This window comes from Pseudomonas fluorescens (assembly GCF_000968015.1).
In the GTDB taxonomy this organism is placed as follows: Bacteria; Pseudomonadota; Gammaproteobacteria; order Pseudomonadales; family Pseudomonadaceae; genus Aquipseudomonas; species Aquipseudomonas fluorescens_W.
Genome location: NZ_LACH01000008.1, coordinates 198,809 through 217,035, shown reverse-complemented (window position 1 = coordinate 217,035; position 18,227 = coordinate 198,809). Strand labels below are relative to the sequence as shown.

Annotated in this window: 18 protein-coding genes; 13 read left to right on the top strand and 5 right to left on the bottom strand. The window is 59.2% G+C overall.

Annotated elements, in window-relative coordinates; genetic code table 11:
• Positions 1 to 19: 19 nt before the first annotated feature.
• Together VD17_RS05915 and VD17_RS05910 are read right to left on the bottom strand one after the other, a co-directional pair.
• A complete protein-coding gene (locus tag VD17_RS05915) occupies positions 20 to 1,129 on the bottom strand; it encodes an MFS transporter (protein ID WP_046053079.1) in 1,110 nt (369 codons plus the stop codon).
• 176 nt (positions 1,130 to 1,305) lie between these two features.
• A complete protein-coding gene (locus VD17_RS05910) occupies positions 1,306 to 2,229 on the bottom strand; it encodes a LysR family transcriptional regulator (protein ID WP_046053078.1) in 924 nt (307 codons plus the stop codon).
• 505 nt (positions 2,230 to 2,734) lie between these two features.
• Here VD17_RS05910 and VD17_RS05905 point away from each other — a divergent pair.
• Positions 2,735 to 4,111: an MFS family transporter gene (locus VD17_RS05905; RefSeq protein ID WP_046053077.1), complete on the top strand. Its 1,377-nt coding sequence runs from the start codon at positions 2,735 to 2,737 to the stop codon at positions 4,109 to 4,111.
• A 62-nt stretch (positions 4,112 to 4,173) separates the two neighbouring features.
• Here VD17_RS05905 and VD17_RS05900 read toward each other — a convergent pair whose 3' ends face one another.
• The 3 genes from VD17_RS05900 to VD17_RS05890 form a co-directional block, all read right to left on the bottom strand.
• Positions 4,174 to 5,628, bottom strand: coding sequence for an alanine/glycine:cation symporter family protein (locus VD17_RS05900; protein WP_046053076.1), 1,455 nt, complete (start codon positions 5,626 to 5,628; stop codon positions 4,174 to 4,176).
• Positions 5,629 to 5,794: 166 nt separating this feature from the next.
• Positions 5,795 to 6,613: an alpha/beta fold hydrolase gene (locus tag VD17_RS05895; protein ID WP_046053075.1), complete on the bottom strand. Its 819-nt coding sequence runs from the start codon at positions 6,611 to 6,613 to the stop codon at positions 5,795 to 5,797.
• A 169-nt stretch (positions 6,614 to 6,782) separates the two neighbouring features.
• Positions 6,783 to 7,676, bottom strand: a complete 894-nt coding sequence (locus VD17_RS05890) for a LysR family transcriptional regulator (RefSeq protein ID WP_046053074.1) — start codon at positions 7,674 to 7,676, stop codon at positions 6,783 to 6,785.
• Between the two features lie 105 nt (positions 7,677 to 7,781).
• Between VD17_RS05890 and VD17_RS05885 the strand changes: the two genes are divergently transcribed.
• The 12 genes from VD17_RS05885 (at position 7,782) to VD17_RS05830 (ending at position 18,159) form a co-directional block, all read left to right on the top strand.
• On the top strand, positions 7,782 to 8,447 hold the full coding sequence (locus VD17_RS05885; protein ID WP_046053073.1) for an RraA family protein: 666 nt from the start codon (positions 7,782 to 7,784) through the stop codon (positions 8,445 to 8,447).
• Positions 8,447 to 9,109: an RraA family protein gene (locus tag VD17_RS05880; protein WP_046053072.1), complete on the top strand. Its 663-nt coding sequence runs from the start codon at positions 8,447 to 8,449 to the stop codon at positions 9,107 to 9,109. Before VD17_RS05885 ends, VD17_RS05880 begins: the two co-directional genes overlap by 1 nt.
• Entirely contained in the window at positions 9,109 to 9,747 is a 639-nt protein-coding gene (locus VD17_RS05875) for an RraA family protein (protein ID WP_046053071.1), read from the top strand. The genes VD17_RS05880 and VD17_RS05875 overlap by 1 nt, the downstream gene beginning before the upstream one ends.
• A complete protein-coding gene (locus tag VD17_RS05870; RefSeq protein ID WP_046053070.1) occupies positions 9,744 to 10,958 on the top strand; it encodes a pyridoxal phosphate-dependent aminotransferase in 1,215 nt (404 codons plus the stop codon). The genes VD17_RS05875 and VD17_RS05870 overlap by 4 nt, the downstream gene beginning before the upstream one ends.
• 172 nt (positions 10,959 to 11,130) lie before the next feature.
• Positions 11,131 to 11,670, top strand: coding sequence for a thiamine pyrophosphate-binding protein (locus tag VD17_RS05865; RefSeq protein ID WP_003442221.1), 540 nt, complete (start codon positions 11,131 to 11,133; stop codon positions 11,668 to 11,670).
• Positions 11,658 to 12,254: a thiamine pyrophosphate-dependent enzyme gene (locus VD17_RS05860; RefSeq protein WP_046053069.1), complete on the top strand. Its 597-nt coding sequence runs from the start codon at positions 11,658 to 11,660 to the stop codon at positions 12,252 to 12,254. Before VD17_RS05865 ends, VD17_RS05860 begins: the two co-directional genes overlap by 13 nt.
• 66 nt (positions 12,255 to 12,320) lie before the next feature.
• Entirely contained in the window at positions 12,321 to 13,484 is a 1,164-nt protein-coding gene (locus tag VD17_RS05855; protein WP_046053068.1) for an acyl-CoA dehydrogenase family protein, read from the top strand.
• A 19-nt stretch (positions 13,485 to 13,503) separates the two neighbouring features.
• On the top strand, positions 13,504 to 14,706 hold the full coding sequence (locus VD17_RS05850) for a CaiB/BaiF CoA transferase family protein (protein WP_046053067.1): 1,203 nt from the start codon (positions 13,504 to 13,506) through the stop codon (positions 14,704 to 14,706).
• Between the two features lie 63 nt (positions 14,707 to 14,769).
• Positions 14,770 to 15,519 carry an electron transfer flavoprotein subunit beta/FixA family protein gene (locus VD17_RS05845; protein ID WP_046053066.1) on the top strand — a complete coding sequence of 250 codons (750 nt, stop codon included), beginning with the start codon at positions 14,770 to 14,772 and terminating at the stop codon, positions 15,517 to 15,519.
• Positions 15,520 to 16,479, top strand: coding sequence for an electron transfer flavoprotein subunit alpha/FixB family protein (locus VD17_RS05840; RefSeq protein ID WP_046053065.1), 960 nt, complete (start codon positions 15,520 to 15,522; stop codon positions 16,477 to 16,479). It abuts the gene before it with no gap.
• Positions 16,480 to 16,504: 25 nt separating this feature from the next.
• Positions 16,505 to 17,347 (top strand): FAS1-like dehydratase domain-containing protein, encoded by an 843-nt coding sequence (locus tag VD17_RS05835; RefSeq protein ID WP_046053064.1) that lies wholly within the window; start codon positions 16,505 to 16,507, stop codon positions 17,345 to 17,347.
• Positions 17,344 to 18,159, top strand: a complete 816-nt coding sequence (locus tag VD17_RS05830; RefSeq protein ID WP_046053063.1) for an HpcH/HpaI aldolase/citrate lyase family protein — start codon at positions 17,344 to 17,346, stop codon at positions 18,157 to 18,159. The genes VD17_RS05835 and VD17_RS05830 overlap by 4 nt, the downstream gene beginning before the upstream one ends.
• The last annotated feature ends 68 nt before the right edge of the window (positions 18,160 to 18,227 follow it).

Sequence of the window (18,227 nt, the reverse complement as noted above, 5' to 3'; positions counted from 1 at the left end):
TGGGTCAGCGCTGTTCTTTTCACACCAGCCGAATGAGCAACAACACCAAAAGCACATTCAACACGGCCAACGAACTCAAGCCCGCAAGCACACCGCCAGCGCCCCAGGTCTGCAACAGGTAGCCGCCAGCGAGCGGGGTCAAGGCCTGTCCAATGAGCGAAGGCCGAGCCATGCGCCCCATCAGCAACACATAATGGGTGGGTGACATAAGGGCCAGCGGCAGTAGTCCTCGAACGATCGCCCGCAAACCATTACCCGCGCCGTAGATCACCAGACCCATCGCGGTCATTGCCGGCGCTATGGTTACCAGCAACAGACCGATCGCCACAAATACCACGGAGATCAATGTCGTCCAGATCGGGTGTCGCTTTCGCGAAAACACTTGTAGGACACGTGAACCTACCTGGCTTGGACCCAGCAAGGCGCTCAGTCCGATGGCGGCGGCAAGCGAATAGCCCTGCCCCTGCAACAATGAAATCAGCTGGACAGACATTGCCGTCATGATCACTGCCCCCAGCGCAAAAATCAGCGTGAGCAGCAGGTAGATCCGCCGATCGATTGAGAGGTTTTCATCACTCACTGCATGGCTTTTTGCGAGTGGCCCCGCGCCCTGCGCCAGCACCCAGAGATAAAGCGGTGCCACGGCAACGACCAGTAACACCCCATAAGCCACGCACGTCGTGCGCCAGCCAACGTGCTCGATGACCAACGCAACCGCAGGCCATGACAGCGTTGTCGCAAACCCGGAAATAAGGGTGATGCCGGTAATCACACTGCCCGCCCGCTCCCCGTATAGAGAACCCAAAGTGGCGAATAGCGCTTCATACAGCCCCAGCGCCATACCGACGCCAATCACCGCCCAAGACAAAAGAAACATCGGTAACGAGGTCGAACTGGCCATCAGAAACAACCCGATGGCGACGCCCAGGCCGCTACTGGCCAGGATGGGACGGCCGCCGTAGCGGGCGATAAGCCGGCTGGTCAATGGCGCCAGCATCGCGGAAACCAGAATGCTCAGCGACAGCGCGCCATACACCCATTGGCTGGCCCAACCGGTCTCTCTCATGATCGGATCGGCCATGACGGCCATGAGAAAGAACGAACCTCCCCAGACCAGAACTTGCAGCATCCCCAATATAAAAATGCCGAATACGCCAGACAGTCGCGTTTGATGGTTCAAAGCAGTGTCATCAGTGGTGAGAAAAGAACGGAAGTCGTGGGTAGCGGCGCAACTACGGGTAAGTAGGCGCGTCAAGTTGGGTCAAGGATGGACAGCTTTCGCACGCAGGGACTTTGGCCGTTGGCTCAAAGCATGTGCCCAGCCCAAATCTTGCGATTGACCAGGTCGGCAGCAATTTCAATGAAGGCATCCCCGACGAATTTGGCAGCCGGACTGACCCTTCTGTCTGCAGGAAAGACCTGAACCAATTTGCGCATCGGAATGGGGTCGACCAAGGGTGCGGCACTGAGCACGCCAGATTCGATTTGCGTGTAAATCGATGCCAAAGGCAAAGCGGTCAAACCGAAGCCATTGCAGACCAAAGCGATCATCGCGCCAAAGGAATCCGCTTCAACGCTGGTCTTGAGCTTGATCCCGACTTCACGCGCACAATCATCCAGAATCACGCGAAGGCTATGTCGAGCGCTTGGCAACACCAATGGCTGCTCAGCCAAAGACGCGAATGACACCGGTGTATCAAGACGCAGGTTGGCGCTGGCGGGGCCGACCAGCAGCAGGTTTTCCATCATCACCGGCACAATACGCAGCGTATGCAGCGGTTGCGGATCGTAAGAAATTGCCAGCTCCAGTTCGCCACGCTGTACCCAATCCAGCAAATAACCGCTGAACGCCGAGGAAAACCTGACGGCGAGATTCGGATGCGCCTCTTTGATTTTGCGGACAAGAGGAACGGTGACAATTTCCGCTACTGTCGGCGTCGTACCGATGACGACCGTTCCCCGAAAAGAGGTCTTTCCGCCCACCACCGAACTTCGAATGGATTCCATTTCTTCCATGATGCGCGTGGCATGCGCCAGCACTTCGCGGCCGGCATCGGTAATCTCCATGCCTCGCCCATGCCGATCAAACAGGTAGGTGCCGAGCTCCTTTTCCAACAATCGAATTTGCCGGCTAAGTGCCGGTTGTGCGATGTGAAGCCGATCTGAGGCCTTGCTGAGACTGCCCAGCTCGGCCACATGAATCAGGGTTTTGAGTTGAACGACATCCATTACCAGGCCAGTCAAAGTCGGGCTCGGCGCGAAATGCGTCGAAAGTAGTGTGAGTGTAAACGCAATGGCGTTCCTTGGAATGCCACGGGGCCCGCGTCGCATGGGGCCTGGCAGCTTTCGAGTCGGCTGTATCCCCCAGCCCGCAGGGGTTGCAAGGCAAGCTATAAAATTTCGGTATATCAGTTAGGCCTGGCTGACGGCTTATTACCCTCCTCACTCTGCGGTAGCGTGCAATCAACGTCGACGCCAAGAGCGCTCGACTGACTACAAGAATAAGATTCGAGGGCTTGCGCCATGACTTACTACCTTTCTCGTTACCTGACCGACCCGCCTTGCACAGTCAGCGAACAGCTGACCTCTCATATACATCCCCCCTCTTCATGTGCCTTGGTCGTCAAAAGGTCACAACAACTGCGTTAAGCCCATCAACCCATCGAGCTAGCAACGTCGGACACGCATCAGCGTGCGCCTCGTATCGTCTCGCCTTGAAAAAAGGGTGAACAGAATGTCTGCATCTACCAGCGACTCAACACTCCACACTGAAAAGTCCGATCAGATAAAAAGTCCGAATCGCGTCAGAGCCATCATGGGTGCCTGCTCGGGCAATCTGGTGGAGTGGTACGACTTTTTCATTTATGCCTATACCGCCATCTACTTTGCAGCTTCGTTTTTCCCCAAAGGCGATACCACCAGCCAGTTGCTCGCAACCGCCGGCGTCTTCGCTGTCGGCTTTTTCATGCGCCCTCTCGGCGGCTGGATTTTCGGCTGGATTGCCGATACTCGCGGCCGTAAGGTCTCGATGATCATCTCGGTGTTCATGATGTGCGCCGGCTCCCTGCTGATTGCCGTCATGCCGACCTATGAAACCATCGGTGTGGCGGCGCCGGTTTTGCTCGTCGTCGCCCGGTTGATTCAGGGGCTATCCGTCGGCGCGGAGTACGGCACCGGCGCCACCTACATCAGTGAAATCGCGACACCTGGGCGCCGCTGTTTTTATGGCTCCTTTCAGTACTTCACTATCATTGCCGGTCAGCTCATGGCATTGATGACGGTGGTCATTCTTCAGCAAACCCTCACCGGCGAAGAATTGCGCGAATGGGGCTGGAGGATTCCGTTCTTCATCGGTGCCCTGAGCTCAATCGTGGTGGTGTATCTGCGCCGCGCCATGCATGAAACCGCCACCAAGAAAGACATGAATCGCAAAGATGCCGGCTCGCTGCGCGGCATGTTCAAGCACAAACGGGCGGTCGCGCTGGTGGTAGCGTTTACCATCGGCGGTTCTTTGTACTTCTACACCTTCACCACCTACATGCAGAAGTTCCTGGTGATCTCCGCCGGTTTCAGCCCGGAAACGGTCAGTTTCATCATGACCGCGGCCCTGGTCGGTTTCATGTTCTGCCAGCCACTGTTTGGCTTGCTGGCGGACCGTATCGGGATCAAGGCGCACATGCTGATGTTTTCCGGGTTGGCCATGGTGCTGGTGATCCCCCTGCTCTATTCGCTGCAGTCGGTAAGTAGTCCGTTTACGGCGTTCCTGCTGGTGTTTGGTGGCCTGGCCATTGCGTCGCTCTACACCCCGATTGCCGGGATCGTCAAAGCGGAACTGTTCCCGCCTGCGGTACGCGCATTGGGCGTGGGCTTTCCGTATGCCGTCGGCAATGCGGCATTCGGCGGCACCGCCGAATACGTCGCCTTGTCGCTTCGGTCCCAAGGCATTGAGGAGTATTTCTTCTTCTATGTCGCGGCCGTCGTGACCATCACGTTCATCGCCGCGATGTTGATGCCAAATCTGTCCCGATACGGGTACATCAGCGGTTCCGGTGAGGTCGAAGAGCGCACCGGTTTAAAGGGTTGCGCAAAGTCCCACGCTGCGAGCGTTTGAAGCACTAACGATTACAGCAGGTGTTTGAAAAGGGCCCATGAGATCCATGGGCCCTTTTTGCATCATTGGGTAGCGGACGCGGGTGCAACTTGAGTGACAGGTTCGGCGAGGACGTTGGACGCGTGTTCCCGGTTCGGCCATGCCTGCAAATCAAGATCAAGATCCTTGAACTGACCTGAGTCGAAGACGGGCGTCTTGATACCGGCTTTGCGTTGCTGGTCATAGTCGCACAGCAAGCGCATGCCGACATTGAACAACAGCGCGAGGGCGATCAGATTCACAAAGGCCAGCAACGTCATGGTGATATCGGCAAAAGCGAACACGGTGCCCAGATTTTGCACAGCCCCCCAAAGGATCAGCAGCAACACCAAACCACGATAGACAATGACCGCAGCGCGCTTGTCACCGAGCAAAAAGCGCAGGTTATTCTCGCCCAGGTAGTAGTTGTAGAGGATCGACGTGAAGACAAACAGCGCCAACGCCACGCTGATGAAGGTGCGTCCCCAGTCTCCGACCACTGCCGCCAACGCGTTCTGTGTCAGCACCAGGCCATCGCCTTCAAAACCAGCCGTGTAAAAGCCTGACAGCAGAATCAGCAGCGCCGTGCAGGTACAGATCACGAAGGTGTCGAGAAAAACGCTGAAGGCCTGAACCACCCCTTGAGCCGCCGGGTGATCCACTTTCGCCACCGCGGCTACGTTGGGAGCACTCCCCAGTCCCGCCTCGTTGGCAAACACCCCACGTTTGACGCCCATGACAATTGCACTGCCGACCAGGCCGGCAAAGGCCTGATCCAGGCCGAAAGCACTTTTGAAGATGGTCATCAACATGCCGGGGACATGATCAAACTGGAGCACGATCACATAGACAGTCACGCCAATGTAAACCAGCGTTTTGACCGGCACCAACAGGTCCGAGACCGCGGCGATGCGCTTGATGCCACCCATGAACACCAGGCCAAGCAATACGGCAATCGCAATACCGGAGTAAGTCGTCGAGACACCGAACGCATTATTCAGCGAGTGAGTCACGGCATGGGATTGCAGGCCGTTGAAGGCGAAACCAAAGGTCACCAATAGCAGTAACGCCATGACCTTGCCCAGCCAGGGTTGTTTAAGTCCGTACTGGATGTAGTACGACGGCCCGCCGCGGAACTGCCCGTTTGCATCACACCGTTTGTACAACTGCCCCAGGCTGCATTCAAAGAAGCTGGTGGACATGCCTACCAGCGCCGTCACCCACATCCAGAACACCGCGCCCGGGCCGCCCAACGTGACTGCCAACCCGACACCGGCGATATTGCCCGCACCTACGCGCCCCGCCAGGCTAAGCATCAAGGCCTGGAATGAGCTGATCTGTCCTGCACTCTTTTGCACGCTATCGCGGAAAGCGCCGAACATATGCAGAAAATGGCGGAACTGGACAAAGCGTGAACGCACCGTGAAGTAGCCGCCCAGGCCTACGATGAGCACGATCAGAAGCTTGCCGGAGAGAAAATCGTTAATGACTTCAAGCATGGGTCGAACCTCTTGTTGTTATAGGTACACGGATTTCAGGCACGCACGCACCTGCACACGTCGCCGCACGAAGGCAGGAAAAGTGACTGAATCAGCTTTTGAATTTCAACTTCGCGGCCTGGCCAGGCTCCCGCGAACGATCAGGAAGCCCTCAGGACGACTGGGCTTACCCGGTGAGGCTGTTCGCCTGGAAATCGGCGATCTGTTGCCACATCGCGATGGGGTTGGAATACATCGGAAAATGCCCGCAATCAGGAATGGGGGCCAGCCGGACACCTTCGGCCTGGATATGCGGCAGATAGGACAGTGACGCGTTTTGTTCGCCGTACATGAACATTCGTGGGCACTTCAACCCGAGGAATTTGCTCATCAGATCGGCATTATCGGAAAGATCAACCATCGACTGGAAAATCCCTCGCACGGCACCGGCACGCACCTTGTGCCGCAAGCTCGCGGAATACAGCGCACTGGCATACGCCGGAGCGTGCCGGGCACGTTCGATAAAGGCTGCGAAAAAGACCTCGGGATCGTTGCTCGGATAGTCAACGATCTGCCGACTCAGGAAGCAGTCTTCCGGGGCGATATTGCCCTCGATATCGACGAAGCTCAGCACCCGGTCCGGGAACTGATGCGCCAGCATCAATGCGGTCAGACCGCCCATGGAATGGCCGACCAGATGGAAGCGCTCGATGCCAAAATGCTCGAGCACCTGCACCGCAGTCTGCAGCAGAAAGGGAATGGAAATCCTGGAAAGATCACTGCACTGGCTGTCGCCGCAACCCGGTGCGTCGTAAGCCACGAAAGGGTGACCGGTGAATGCGCACTGCTGCACGATGTCGGCATAGTCCTCCTTGGTCGAACCGAAACCATGCAGGAACACGATCGGCGCAAGGTCGCCGTCGCGATGGATGGCGGCCACGTCCAGTTGGACACCCTCCACCGTCAGAGGGAGTTGCACATGAGTGAACGTTTCTGGAGAAGGCACGTTGTTGACTCCTTGAACGAAAAGGTAGCGCCGAGCCTGGATTGCCGGCAGCCAGGCTCGCAATTTCAAGGGAATCGAGCCTTCTGTAAATTCCTAATACGGGAAGGCTTTCATACGCCGAACCTATCATGCCTGTTCACGCCTATTCACGCACATAGCCCTGCTCGACTCACGCCCGGGACTGGAGTCGGGTGACCAGCTCTTCCACCAGCGGGTTGGGCCGATCTGCATTCCAGGCCAGCGCTGTGGTCACGACATTGAGCTTTTGGCTCAGCGCTCGAAACACCACGTTGTCGGGCGCCAGTTTTTTCAGCGACGCCGGTACCAGTGCGATGCCCTGGCCGCAGCTGACAAAGGCAATTTGCGAGGCGACCGAGCGCACTTCATGCAGCACGCGCGGGGAAAAACCGCTGGCGCGGCAGGTCGCGATCAGATTGTCGAAGTAGACCGGGCTGACCTTTCGGGAAAACATCACCAAGGGTTCAGTGGCCAAGCTGGACAGGCTGATTCGCGTGCGTGCAGCCAAGGGGTGATCGCTGGGCAGGGCCACCACCAGGCGGTCCTGAGTCAGCGGCAGTGATTTGATCGACGCTCCCAGATCACCGTCCAGCCGGGCGAAGGCCAGGTCGATGTCCCCGGCTTCCAGCGCCGGCACGGCTTCGACACTGTCGATCTCCCGCACGGACACAGTGAGGTGCGGATAATCACTTTTCAATTGCTCGATCAAACCGGGCAAGACATCAAACATGGCCGTGGAAATCGCGCCGATGGTCAACATCCCCGACTGCCCCGCCACCGCCTCCTCTACGGCGAGTTCCAGGCGCTCCAATTGGTCGGCGAACTTGCGCACGGCCGGCAGAATCGCCGCCCCCACCGGGGTCAGCTTCGCACCGCGTCGCGAGCGATCAAACAGCTTGACCTTGAGCGCCTGTTCCAGCACCTGGATCTGCTCGCTCAGCGGTGGCTGGGACATGCCCAACCGCTTGGCCGCTCGGCCGAAATTCTGTTCTTCGGCCACCGCCAGGAACAACCAGAGATGACGAATCAGTCGGAAATTGATCATGATTAATCCATAGGTTTAACGTATCTAACGCATCTGCGATTAGTAATATACCTATCAAATTGTCTCGCTGACACTGGGCGCCTCCGTCACCACTGGGGCTTTCCCATGATCAATAAGAGTTTGCTGGATCGCTTGGCGGCGCTGGATACCAACACGGTTTCCGATGCGCTCGACTTCCTCGGCCTACCGGGTGCCACCGTTGGGCTGCGCCCGTTGTGGAGCTGCCCAAAGATTGTCGGCCGCGCCAGCACCGTGCTGCTGGCTCCTAAATCCGACAACGTCCCCACTGTTCACCTGATTACCCCGGTGGTGGAACAAATCGACAGCGATGATCGTGTGCTGGTGATCGCCGGTGGAATCGAAGGCATCTCCTGCTGGGGCGATATCCTCGCCAATGCAGCGACCAGCAAGAAAGTGCGCGGCACGGTCATCGACGGTTTCAGCCGCGACATCGACGGCAGCGAGGCGATTGGCTACCCGGTTTATGGCCGCGGCGTGACCATGATCAGTGCCCGCAATCGGGTGGTGCAGATCGATGCCGCCGTGACCATCAACGTGGCCGGCGTCGACGTCAGCGAGAACGACTATGTCATCGCCGATTCCTGCGGCACCGTGTTTGTGCCCTCAGCCTATATCGAGAAAGTGCTCGACCTTGGCGAACGCATCACCCGCCGCCAGGAGGGCATGGTCGAGGCTGTTCGCAGTGGTCGCTCCGTCGCCGAGGTGATGCATGACACCCAATTCGAAGCGATCCACGTGGAGCACGCCTGATGAACATCGAAGACAAAGAACTGGTCGCCTTGTTTGAAGGCCTGGACACCCCGGGCGTTTCCGATGCGCTGGACAAACTCGGCCTGCCCGGCCAATGCCTCGGCGTGGCGCCACTGGACAACTACAGCAAGGTCATCGTCGGCCCGGCGTTCACCGTGCAGTACGTCTCGGCCAGCGTCCCTCCCGGCACCGTGGGCGATTTCATCGAAGACGTGGCACCTGGCGATGTGGTGGTCATCGACAACGGCGGCCGCACCGACTGCACGGTCTGGGGCGACATCATGACCCAGTACGCCGGCACTCGGCAGATCGCTGCCACGGTCATCGACGGTGTTTGCCGTGACGTGAACAAAGCACTGGGCGATGGCTACCCGATGTTCAGCAAAGGCCGCTTCATGCGCACCGGCAAAGACCGCGTACAGGTTCAGTCGGTCAACCAGCCGGTGTCCATCGGCACCGCCCGAGTGTGTGCCCGCGACATCGTGGTGGCTGACGCCAACGGCGTGGTGATCGTCCCCCGTGCCCGCGCAGCTGAAGTGGCGGCATGTGCCCGCCAGATCGAATCGGTCGAAGCCGACATTCGCGCCCTGATCAGCCAAGGCAAAACCCTTAAAGAAGCCCGGGCCGCCCTGGGTTACCACAGCCTGCAGAGGAAAGTCTGATGACCATGCTCCCCCTCCCCCTGGATTTTCATGCGCGGGCAAAAGTGCTGGGCAGCTCGACGCTGTATGAAGCGTCCCATCTGCCTTGCGCGGTCGACAGTGCGATCCGCCCGATCTGGGACGGCGCCTTCATCTCCGCCCCCGCGTACCCTCTGGAATGCTCGCCGGGCGACAACCTCGCCCTGCACCTGGCGATGGAACGTGTACCCCGTGGCAGCGTGCTGGTTGTCGGTACGGGTGGCTTTATCGCCGGTTACTGGGGCGAAGTGCTGACCGTGGCAGCGGAAACGGCTGGCGTGGTCGGGCTGGTGATCGATGGTGGCGTACGCGACATCGCTGCGCTGAAGAAACGCCAGTTCCCGGTGTTTGCTCGCGGTATCTCGGTGAAAGGCACGGTCAAGGCCAGTGCGCCTTCGGTGGGGCAACCGTTCAATTTCAACGGTGCCTTCGTGGCACAGGGTGACTGGGTGGTGGCCGACGATGACGGTGTGATCATCATTCCCAAGGCGGATGCGGCACGCACCCTGGCCGAAGGTGAAGCGCGGGCGAATAAGGAAGCGCAGATGATGCAGGCGTTGACCGAAGGCCGCTCGACCCTGGAACTGATGAACCTGACTGAGTGGAGAACCCGCGCATGAGCGCCGATATCCAGCGGCTGAATCAGCGTCTGGCCGGTGCCCAGCCTTCCGCGACTTACCGAATCATGGATCGGGTGGCAGAGCGCCGGGCGCAAGGTGCGAAGATCATTTCGCTGTGCGCCGGCGAACCTGATTTCGATACGCCCCAGCATGTGCGCGAAGCGGCCATTCACGCCATTGAACACGGGCACACCCGCTACACCCAGGTCGCCGGGGTACGTTCACTGCGAGAAGCGGTGGCCGCCAAGTTCCGCCGCGAGAACGGCCTGGACGTCACCTGGCAAGACACCCTGGTCTGCAACGGTGGCAAACAGGTGATCTACAACGCCCTGGCTGCGACCCTCAATGAAGGTGACGAAGTCATCGTGCCGGCGCCGTACTGGGTGAGTTACCCGGAGATGGTTCAACTGTGCGGTGGTGAAGCCCGAATCGTTACCTGCGATGCCGACACCGGTTTCAAGCTGACGCCCTCGGCGCTGGCCGCGGCGATCACTCCGCAGACCCGCTGGTTGATCCTCAATTCGCCGTCCAACCCGACCGGCGCGGTGTACAGCCGGGAAGAACTGCACGCCCTGGCCGAGGTGTTGTTAGCTCACCCTCACGTGCTGATTCTGGCCGATGACATCTACGAGCATCTGATTTTCGACGATCAAGTGTTCCATACCCTGGCCCAGGTTGAGCCACGACTGGCACCGCGCACCCTGACCATGAACGGGGTGTCCAAGGCCTATGCCATGACCGGCTGGCGCATCGGTTTCGCCACGGGGCCACGCTGGTTGCTGGACGCCATGGAAAAACTGCAAGGTCAGCAAACCTCCGGCGCCAGCTCTGTGTCGCAACAGGCTGCGCGCGCGGCACTGGAAGGTCCCAAGGATTTCATCCGTGAAAGCCGCGTTGCATTCCAGAGTCGTCGCGATTTGATGGTGGCGTTGCTGAACGACACCCCAGGCCTTGAATGCGTCAGCCCGGCCGGGGCGTTCTACGCGTTCGCTTCCTGTGCCGGATTGATCGGCCGTACCTCACCGGGTGGCCGAGTACTGCACACCGACGAAGATGTCGCGCATGCGCTGCTCGACGAAGCGGATGTGGCCGTAGTGCATGGCAGCGCTTTTGGCCTTGGCCCTTACATTCGCATTGCCTATGCCCTGGATGACGTTTCATTGCGCCGGGCTTGCGAGGCGATCCGTAGGTTCTGCAACTCTCTGCGTTAATCATTTCCCTTCCCATAATGCGTGGCTATCGCCGTTGCCCGACATGCCACGCAATCACCTCCCAGCTATACAAAATGGGCATATCTCAAAGACAAAAACGGTAGTCGTCCTTCTCCTCCATCCCTCCCAGAATGTGTGAAAACACAAAAGCAGCACTGCTTGGGAGATTGGCATGTCAACAGAAGCTGAACACACCGTGGGACAGGATTGGCAGGAGGACGTATTCCGCGTGCTCAAGGCCCACGACGTCAAACACGTGGTCTTCGTACCGGATGCGGGCCACTCGGCGGCGATCCGTATGTCCTATGCAGACCCGGACATCAAAGCGGTCGTCCTCACTACCGAAGAAGAAGGCATCGGCTATCTCGCCGGCGCATGGCTTGGCGGCGAGCGCGGCGCCCTCTTGATGCAGTCCAGCGGCGTCGGTAACTGCATCAACACCCTGGCACTTCAAGTCTGTGCCGGCTTCCCCCTGCTGATGGTGGTCACCATGCGCGGTGACTGGGCCGAGTTCAACGCATGGCAGAACCCGATGGGCCAGGCCACCGAAGCCTCCCTGAACCTGATGAAAGTGATGACCTGGCGCGCGGACGTCCCTGAAGACGTCGCCCCCCTGCTGCACGGTGCCGCGACCATGGCCTTCAACGGTGATTCGTCCACTGCCCTGCTGCTCGGTCAGCGCCTGATTGGAGAAAAGAAATGGGTCAAGTAAGCGCAAACCACACCCTGTGCCGCCGCGAAGTGGTCAAGGCCTTGCTGGCCGACCGCAAAGACGTGCTGGTCGTGACGGGTCTCGGTTCGGCGTCCTACGACGTCATGGCTGCCGGTGACAATGATCTGAATTATTACCTGTGGGCTGCCATGGGCAGCGCCATCACTGTCGGGTTGGGCCTCGCCAACGCGCAGCCAGACAAGTCGGTGGTGGTGATCACCGGTGACGGCGAGTTGCTCATGGGCTTCGGCGCATTGGCCACGGTGGCACTGCAAAAGCCCGCCAACCTGACCATCGCTGTACTGGATAACGGTCACTTTGGTGAAACCGGCATGCAAGTCAGCCACGCCGGTTTTGGTATTTCCCTGGACCAGGTGGCGAAGACGTGCGGCTTCAGCTGGACCGATGAAATCCGCGACATGGAAGGCGTACATGACCTGCGCGAGCGCTTTGCGACCCGCGATGGCGTCAAGCTCGCGACGATCAAGATCAAAGCAGAAAACCCGCCACGGGTGCTGCCACCGCGCGATGGTCATTACATCAAGAATCGCTTTCGTGCCGCCTTGGGTTTCAACCCGATCTGATTGCTCTTTGCCCGGACCCGGTCACGCAGGGCTGATGCCGTGCGTGACGCGTTGAGGAGAATAATAATGACTGACCGTAACTCTGAAGAACTCAATGCCATCCGCGAGGGCGTACGTGCTCTGTGCGCTGAATTCGATGCGGCTTACTGGCGCAAAGTCGACGAAGAAAAAGGCTTTCCGGAAACCTTCGTCAAGGCCCTGACCGACGCTGGTTGGCTGGCAGCGATGATTCCTGTCGAATATGGCGGCTCCGGCCTTGGGCTGGCCGAGGCCTCGGTGATCCTGGAGGAAGTGAACCGCTGCGGCGGCAACTCCGGCACCGTTCACGGGCAGATGTACAACATGTTCACTCTGCTGCGTCACGGCAGCGAGGCGCAGAAAAGCTACTACCTGCCGAAACTGGCCAGCGGTGAATTGCGCCTGCAATCGATGGGCGTCACCGAGCCCACCACCGGTACCGACACCACAAAGATAAAGACAACCGCCGTGCGCAAAGGTGACAAGTACGTGATCAACGGGCAGAAGGTGTGGATCTCACGCGTTCAGCATTCCGACCTGATGATCTTGCTGGCGCGGACCACGCCGTTGGCCGACGTGAAGAAGAAGTCCGAAGGCATGTCGATCTTCCTCGTAGACTTGCGTGAAGCCATCGGCAATGGCATGACCGTGCAGCCGATCGCCAACATGGTCAATCACGAAACCAACGAGTTGTTCTTCGACAACCTGGAAATCCCTGCGGACAGCCTGATCGGCGAGGAAGGCAAAGGCTTCCGCTACATCCTCGATGGACTGAATGCCGAACGCACCCTGATCGCCGCCGAATGCATCGGTGACGGTCGCTGGTTTATCGAAAAGGCCAGTGCCTACGCTCGCGACCGCGTGGTGTTTGGGCGCCCGATCGGGCAGAACCAGGGCGTGCAGTTCCCCATCGCCGAAGCGCACATCGAGATCGAAGCGGCCGACCTGATGCGCTGGCGTGCCTGCGAGGAATACGACAGCGGCCTCAACGCCGGGGCCAGCGCCAACATGGCCAAGTACCTGGCGGCGAAAGCCTCCTGGGAAGCGGCTAATGCCTGCTTGCAGACCCACGGCGGTTTCGGTTTCGCCTGCGAGTACGACGTCGAGCGCAAATTCCGCGAAACCCGCTTGTACCAGGTAGCGCCCATCTCCACCAACCTGATCCTGTCGTACGTCGCCGAACACCTGCTCGAGCTGCCGCGCTCTTTCTAAAAACAAGAGAGAAAAAATCATGATCCAGTCCAGCGACATCCGTCCTCTCGATGGCATTACCGTCGTCAGCCTTGAACATGCCATTGCTGCCCCGTTCTGCACTCGACAACTGGCCGATCTGGGCGCTCGGGTGATCAAGGTCGAACGTCCGGGCACAGGTGATTTCGCTCGAGGTTATGACCAGCGCGTCAACGGCCTGGCCTCGCACTTCGTCTGGACCAATCGCTCGAAAGAAAGCCTGACCCTCGACTTGAAGCAGGATTCGGCCACCGAGGTGCTGGACAGTTTGCTGGCCACCGCCGATGTGCTCGTGCAAAACCTCGCACCCGGTGCTGCCGCGCGAATGGGGCTGTCGTTCGAGACGCTTCATCAGCGATTTCCGCAGCTCATTGTGTGTGACATTTCAGGCTATGGCGCCGGTGGCCCCTATGAAAAGAAAAAAGCCTACGACCTGTTGATCCAGAGCGAAGGTGGATTTCTGTCGGTGACCGGTGGCGCGGGCGAAGAAGAAATGGCCAAGGCCGGATGTTCGATCGCCGACATTGCAGCTGGCATGTATGCCTACACCGGCATCCTGTCCGCGCTGCTTTTGCGTGGGCGCACCGGTGAAGGCAGCCACCTCGATGTGTCGATGCTGGAAAGCCTGGTCGAGTGGATGAACTACCCAATGTACTACGCCTACGACGGCGCTCCCCCGCCACCTCGGGCCGGTGCCGCGCACGCCACCATTTACCCCTACGGCCCCTTCCCCATCGGTGACGGCACCACCGTGATGCTGGGTTTACAGAACGAACGTGAGTGGCAGCTGTTTTGCGAGAAGGTGTTGCTCAAGCCCGAACTGGCGAAAGACGAGCGTTTCTCGGCCAATTTCAAACGCGTGGAAAACCGTCAGGCGCTGCGCGAGCTGATCGTTGAATCGTTCTCCACGCTCAACTTCGATGCCGTCATTGATCGCCTCGACCACGCGCAAATCGCCAACGCTCGGGTGAACGACATGCAAGGTGTCTGGGATCATCCGCAACTTCAGGCCCGTGGTCGCTGGCGGGAAGTCGAAACCTCTGCCGGCACCGTCCCAAGCTTGATACCTCCCGGCAGCAACAGCGCGTTCGAGCCACGTATGGATGCCGTCCCGGGTCTTGGTCAACACACCGAACAGGTACTCAGGGAACTGGGGCTGGGAACGGACCGCATCGAACAAATGCGCGCAGCCGGGGCGATTTAGCCTTGATCTGAAAACAAAAAGCCTGCCTGCAACGATCAAAGTTTTTCGAGAGAACACTGCCCAATGAAGATCCTGGTAGCTGTGAAACGTGTGGTCGACTACAACGTGAAAGTTCGCGTCAAGGCGGACAATTCCGGCGTCGACCTCGCCAACGTCAAGATGTCGATGAACCCGTTCTGCGAAATCGCCGTGGAAGAAGCCGTACGCCTGAAAGAGCAAGGGGTGGCGACTGAAATCGTCGTCGTCTCCATCGGCCCGTCCACCGCTCAAGAGCAACTGCGCACCGCGCTGGCTCTGGGTGCCGACCGCGCCATCCTCGTCGAATCCGCTGAAGACCTGACTTCGCTGGCCGTTGCCAAGCTGCTCAAGGCTGTTGTTGACAAGGAACAGCCTCAGCTGGTGATCCTTGGCAAACAAGCCATCGACAGCGACAACAACCAGACGGGCCAGATGCTCGCGGCATTGAGCGGCTACGGTCAGGGCACGTTCGCGTCCAAAGTCGACATCAGCGGCGACAGCGTTGCCGTGACTCGCGAAGTCGACGGCGGCGCGCAGACGGTTTCCCTGAAACTGCCGGCCATCGTCACCACCGACCTGCGTTTGAACGAGCCGCGCTACGCGTCCCTGCCGAACATCATGAAAGCCAAGAAGAAGCCACTCGAAGTAGTGACTGCGGACGCTTTGGGCGTTTCCACCGCCGCCACCCACTCGACCGTGAAAGTCGAAGCGCCGGCTGCACGCAGCGCAGGTATCAAGGTCAAGTCGGTGGCTGAACTGGTGGAAAAACTGAAAAACGAAGCGAAGGTGATCTGAATGACGATCCTGGTTATTGCTGACTATTCAACCGACCAGCAGGACAACAAAGTGCTGGCCCCGGCCACGCTGAACACCGTGGCTGCCGCCGCCAAAATTGGCGGTGACATCCACGTGCTTGTGGCTGGCGCATTCGTGAGTGCCGTGGCTCAAGCCGCGGCGAAAATCGCTGGCGTGGCGAAAGTGCTGGTGGCCGACAACGCTGCATACACTCACCAACTGCCGGAAAACGTTGCCCCTCTGGTTGCCGCTCTCGTTCAAGAAGCAGGGGCTGCGGGCTACAGCCACATCCTGGCAGCTGCCACCTCCAACGGCAAAAACATCCTGCCGCGCGTTGCCGCTCAGCTGGACGTTGACCAGATCTCCGAGATCATCTCGGTCGAAAGCGCTGACACTTTCAAGCGCCCGATCTACGCCGGTAACGCCATCGCCACCGTTCAATCGAACGCTGCGGTCAAAGTGATCACCGTGCGTGCCACCGGTTTCGACCCGGTTTCTGCTGAAGGTGGTTCGGCGGCTGTTGAAACCGTTGCCGCTGCTCACGATGTGGGGATTTCCAGCTTCGTCGGCGAAGAGCTGGCCAAGTCCGATCGTCCGGAACTGACCGCTGCCAAGATCGTCGTTTCCGGCGGCCGCGGCATGCAGAACGGCGACAACTTCAAACACCTGTACGCCCTGGCCGACAAGCTGGGCGCTGCCATCGGTGCTTCCCGCGCCGCGGTCGACGCCGGTTTCGTACCCAACGACATGCAGGTCGGTCAGACCGGCAAGATCGTTGCACCACAGCTGTACATCGCCGTCGGTATCTCCGGCGCGATCCAGCACCTGGCCGGCATGAAAGACTCCAAAGTGATCGTCGCGATCAACAAGGACGAAGAAGCGCCGATCTTCCAGGTGGCCGATTACGGCCTGGTGGCGGACTTGTTCGAAGCCATACCCGAAATGGCCGCCCTGGCCTGATCACCGACCGACAGGAGCCAATTTTATGAACACTATCGATCTTTCAGCCTGGATTGGCCGTCGCCAGGAAAGCCAGGACCGGATCAGCTTCAACCTGGTTAAACGCATTGCCGCGACATTGGGCGAAGTGGCGCCGCAGCCCGGCGAACCTCTCCCGCCGCTGTGGCATTGGGCATTCTTTCAAGATCCGGTTGCGGCCAGCGAACTGGGCCCCGATGGTCACCCAGCGCTCGGCGGTTTCCTGCCGCCTGCACACAACCGCAATCGCATGTGGGCCGGCAGCCGAATTGAGTTTTACCAGCCGTTGAAGGTGGAGGCCGACGTGTCCTGCGTATCGACAATCCTCAATGTCGAAGAAAAGCACGGGCGCACGGGTTCCTTGTTGTTTGTCACTGTACGCCATGAGTATTTCCAGGACGGCCAACGCGCCCTGCAAGATGAACAGGACATCGTTTACCGCGAACCCTCCCCACCGAAACTGAGCGGCACCGAAGCACTCCCTGAAGGCCAATGGCAGGAACAGGTCGAGCCGTCCCCGACCCTGCTGTTCCGCTACTCCGCGGTCACCTTCAATGGCCATCGAATTCACTATGACTGGCCCTACGTCACCGAGACCGAAGGCTATCCGGGGCTGGTGGTGCATGGTCCATTGATCGCCACATTGAACTTACGTGCTTTTACCAGAGCGCACCCGACCGCACGATTGGAGCGTTTCACCTTCCGTGGGCTCAGACCACTGATTTCACCCCAACCCTTCGAGGTCGGCGGACGCTTGATCGATAGCGGCAAGGCGCAGGTCTGGGCTGGCAATCAGGACGGCACCGCACAGATCGGTGAAATCGAATTCAGCGAGGGAGAAAAATCATGAGTCCATCGATTGTTCGTTCCGCCCTGTTTGTCCCGGCCACTCGTCCAGAGCGCATCCCCAAAGCCATCGCCACCGGCGCGGACCGGGTCATTGTCGACCTGGAAGATGCCGTGCAAGAAAACCTCAAGGCACAGGCCAGGGACAACCTTGAGCGCTTCTTGAGTGAAACCCCGCAGGCTCGGATTCTGGTTCGGGTGAATGCCCCGGATCACTGGGCGCACGCTGCGGATCTGGAGCTTTGCCGACGCCATGCCGGCGTGATCGGGATTTTGCTGCCCAAAGCAGAAAGCGCAGCACAAGTAGTCACGGCTGCTGCCACCGAGAAGCCCATCTGGCCGATCATCGAAAGCGCCAAGGGCTTGGCTGCGCTTGATGAGATTGCCAGCGCCCAAGGCGTTGAGCGCTTGTCGTTCGGCAGCCTCGATCTAGGCCTGGACTTGAATCTGACTACAGGCAGCCGTGCCGCCGAAGAGGTTCTCAGCCACGCCCGCTATGCCGTGTTGCTCAGCACTCGCGTTGCCGGCCTGGCCCCGGCGCTGGACGGTGTTTTCCCCTCAATCGCGGATACCACTGGCCTGCATAATGCCGTCCAATTTGCCCGCGACATGGGGTTTGGTGGCGCGTTGTGCATCCATCCGAACCAGGTCGCAATCATCCATCAAGCGCTAAAACCCAGCCCTGAAGAATTGCATTGGGCGCACCGCATCATGGATGCCGCAAGCTCAGGAGAAGGTGTATTCGTAATGGATGGGCAAATGGTCGATGCGCCGGTCATTGGTCGTGCACAAGCCATTTTGTCGCGCGCGAACTAGCCAGTTCTCGTGGCAATACATGCAGCTAACGCCAGAAAAAAATGCATTGGGCGGGTGACCAGACCTTC

Coding starts and splice junctions, on each gene's coding strand:
- VD17_RS05880 (WP_046053072.1), top strand. CDS start 8,447: ATGAACATCGAAGACAAAGAACTGGTCGCCTTGTTTGAAGGCCTGGAC.
- VD17_RS05855 (WP_046053068.1), top strand. CDS start 12,321: ATGACTGACCGTAACTCTGAAGAACTCAATGCCATCCGCGAGGGCGTA.
- VD17_RS05870 (WP_046053070.1), top strand. CDS start 9,744: ATGAGCGCCGATATCCAGCGGCTGAATCAGCGTCTGGCCGGTGCCCAG.
- VD17_RS05885 (WP_046053073.1), top strand. CDS start 7,782: ATGATCAATAAGAGTTTGCTGGATCGCTTGGCGGCGCTGGATACCAAC.
- VD17_RS05910 (WP_046053078.1), bottom strand. CDS start 2,229: ATGGATGTCGTTCAACTCAAAACCCTGATTCATGTGGCCGAGCTGGGC.
- VD17_RS05865 (WP_003442221.1), top strand. CDS start 11,131: ATGTCAACAGAAGCTGAACACACCGTGGGACAGGATTGGCAGGAGGAC.
- VD17_RS05875 (WP_046053071.1), top strand. CDS start 9,109: ATGACCATGCTCCCCCTCCCCCTGGATTTTCATGCGCGGGCAAAAGTG.
- VD17_RS05830 (WP_046053063.1), top strand. CDS start 17,344: ATGAGTCCATCGATTGTTCGTTCCGCCCTGTTTGTCCCGGCCACTCGT.
- VD17_RS05860 (WP_046053069.1), top strand. CDS start 11,658: ATGGGTCAAGTAAGCGCAAACCACACCCTGTGCCGCCGCGAAGTGGTC.
- VD17_RS05915 (WP_046053079.1), bottom strand. CDS start 1,129: ATGCTGCAAGTTCTGGTCTGGGGAGGTTCGTTCTTTCTCATGGCCGTC.
- VD17_RS05900 (WP_046053076.1), bottom strand. CDS start 5,628: ATGCTTGAAGTCATTAACGATTTTCTCTCCGGCAAGCTTCTGATCGTG.
- VD17_RS05905 (WP_046053077.1), top strand. CDS start 2,735: ATGTCTGCATCTACCAGCGACTCAACACTCCACACTGAAAAGTCCGAT.
- VD17_RS05890 (WP_046053074.1), bottom strand. CDS start 7,676: ATGATCAATTTCCGACTGATTCGTCATCTCTGGTTGTTCCTGGCGGTG.
- VD17_RS05835 (WP_046053064.1), top strand. CDS start 16,505: ATGAACACTATCGATCTTTCAGCCTGGATTGGCCGTCGCCAGGAAAGC.
- VD17_RS05845 (WP_046053066.1), top strand. CDS start 14,770: ATGAAGATCCTGGTAGCTGTGAAACGTGTGGTCGACTACAACGTGAAA.
- VD17_RS05840 (WP_046053065.1), top strand. CDS start 15,520: ATGACGATCCTGGTTATTGCTGACTATTCAACCGACCAGCAGGACAAC.
- VD17_RS05850 (WP_046053067.1), top strand. CDS start 13,504: ATGATCCAGTCCAGCGACATCCGTCCTCTCGATGGCATTACCGTCGTC.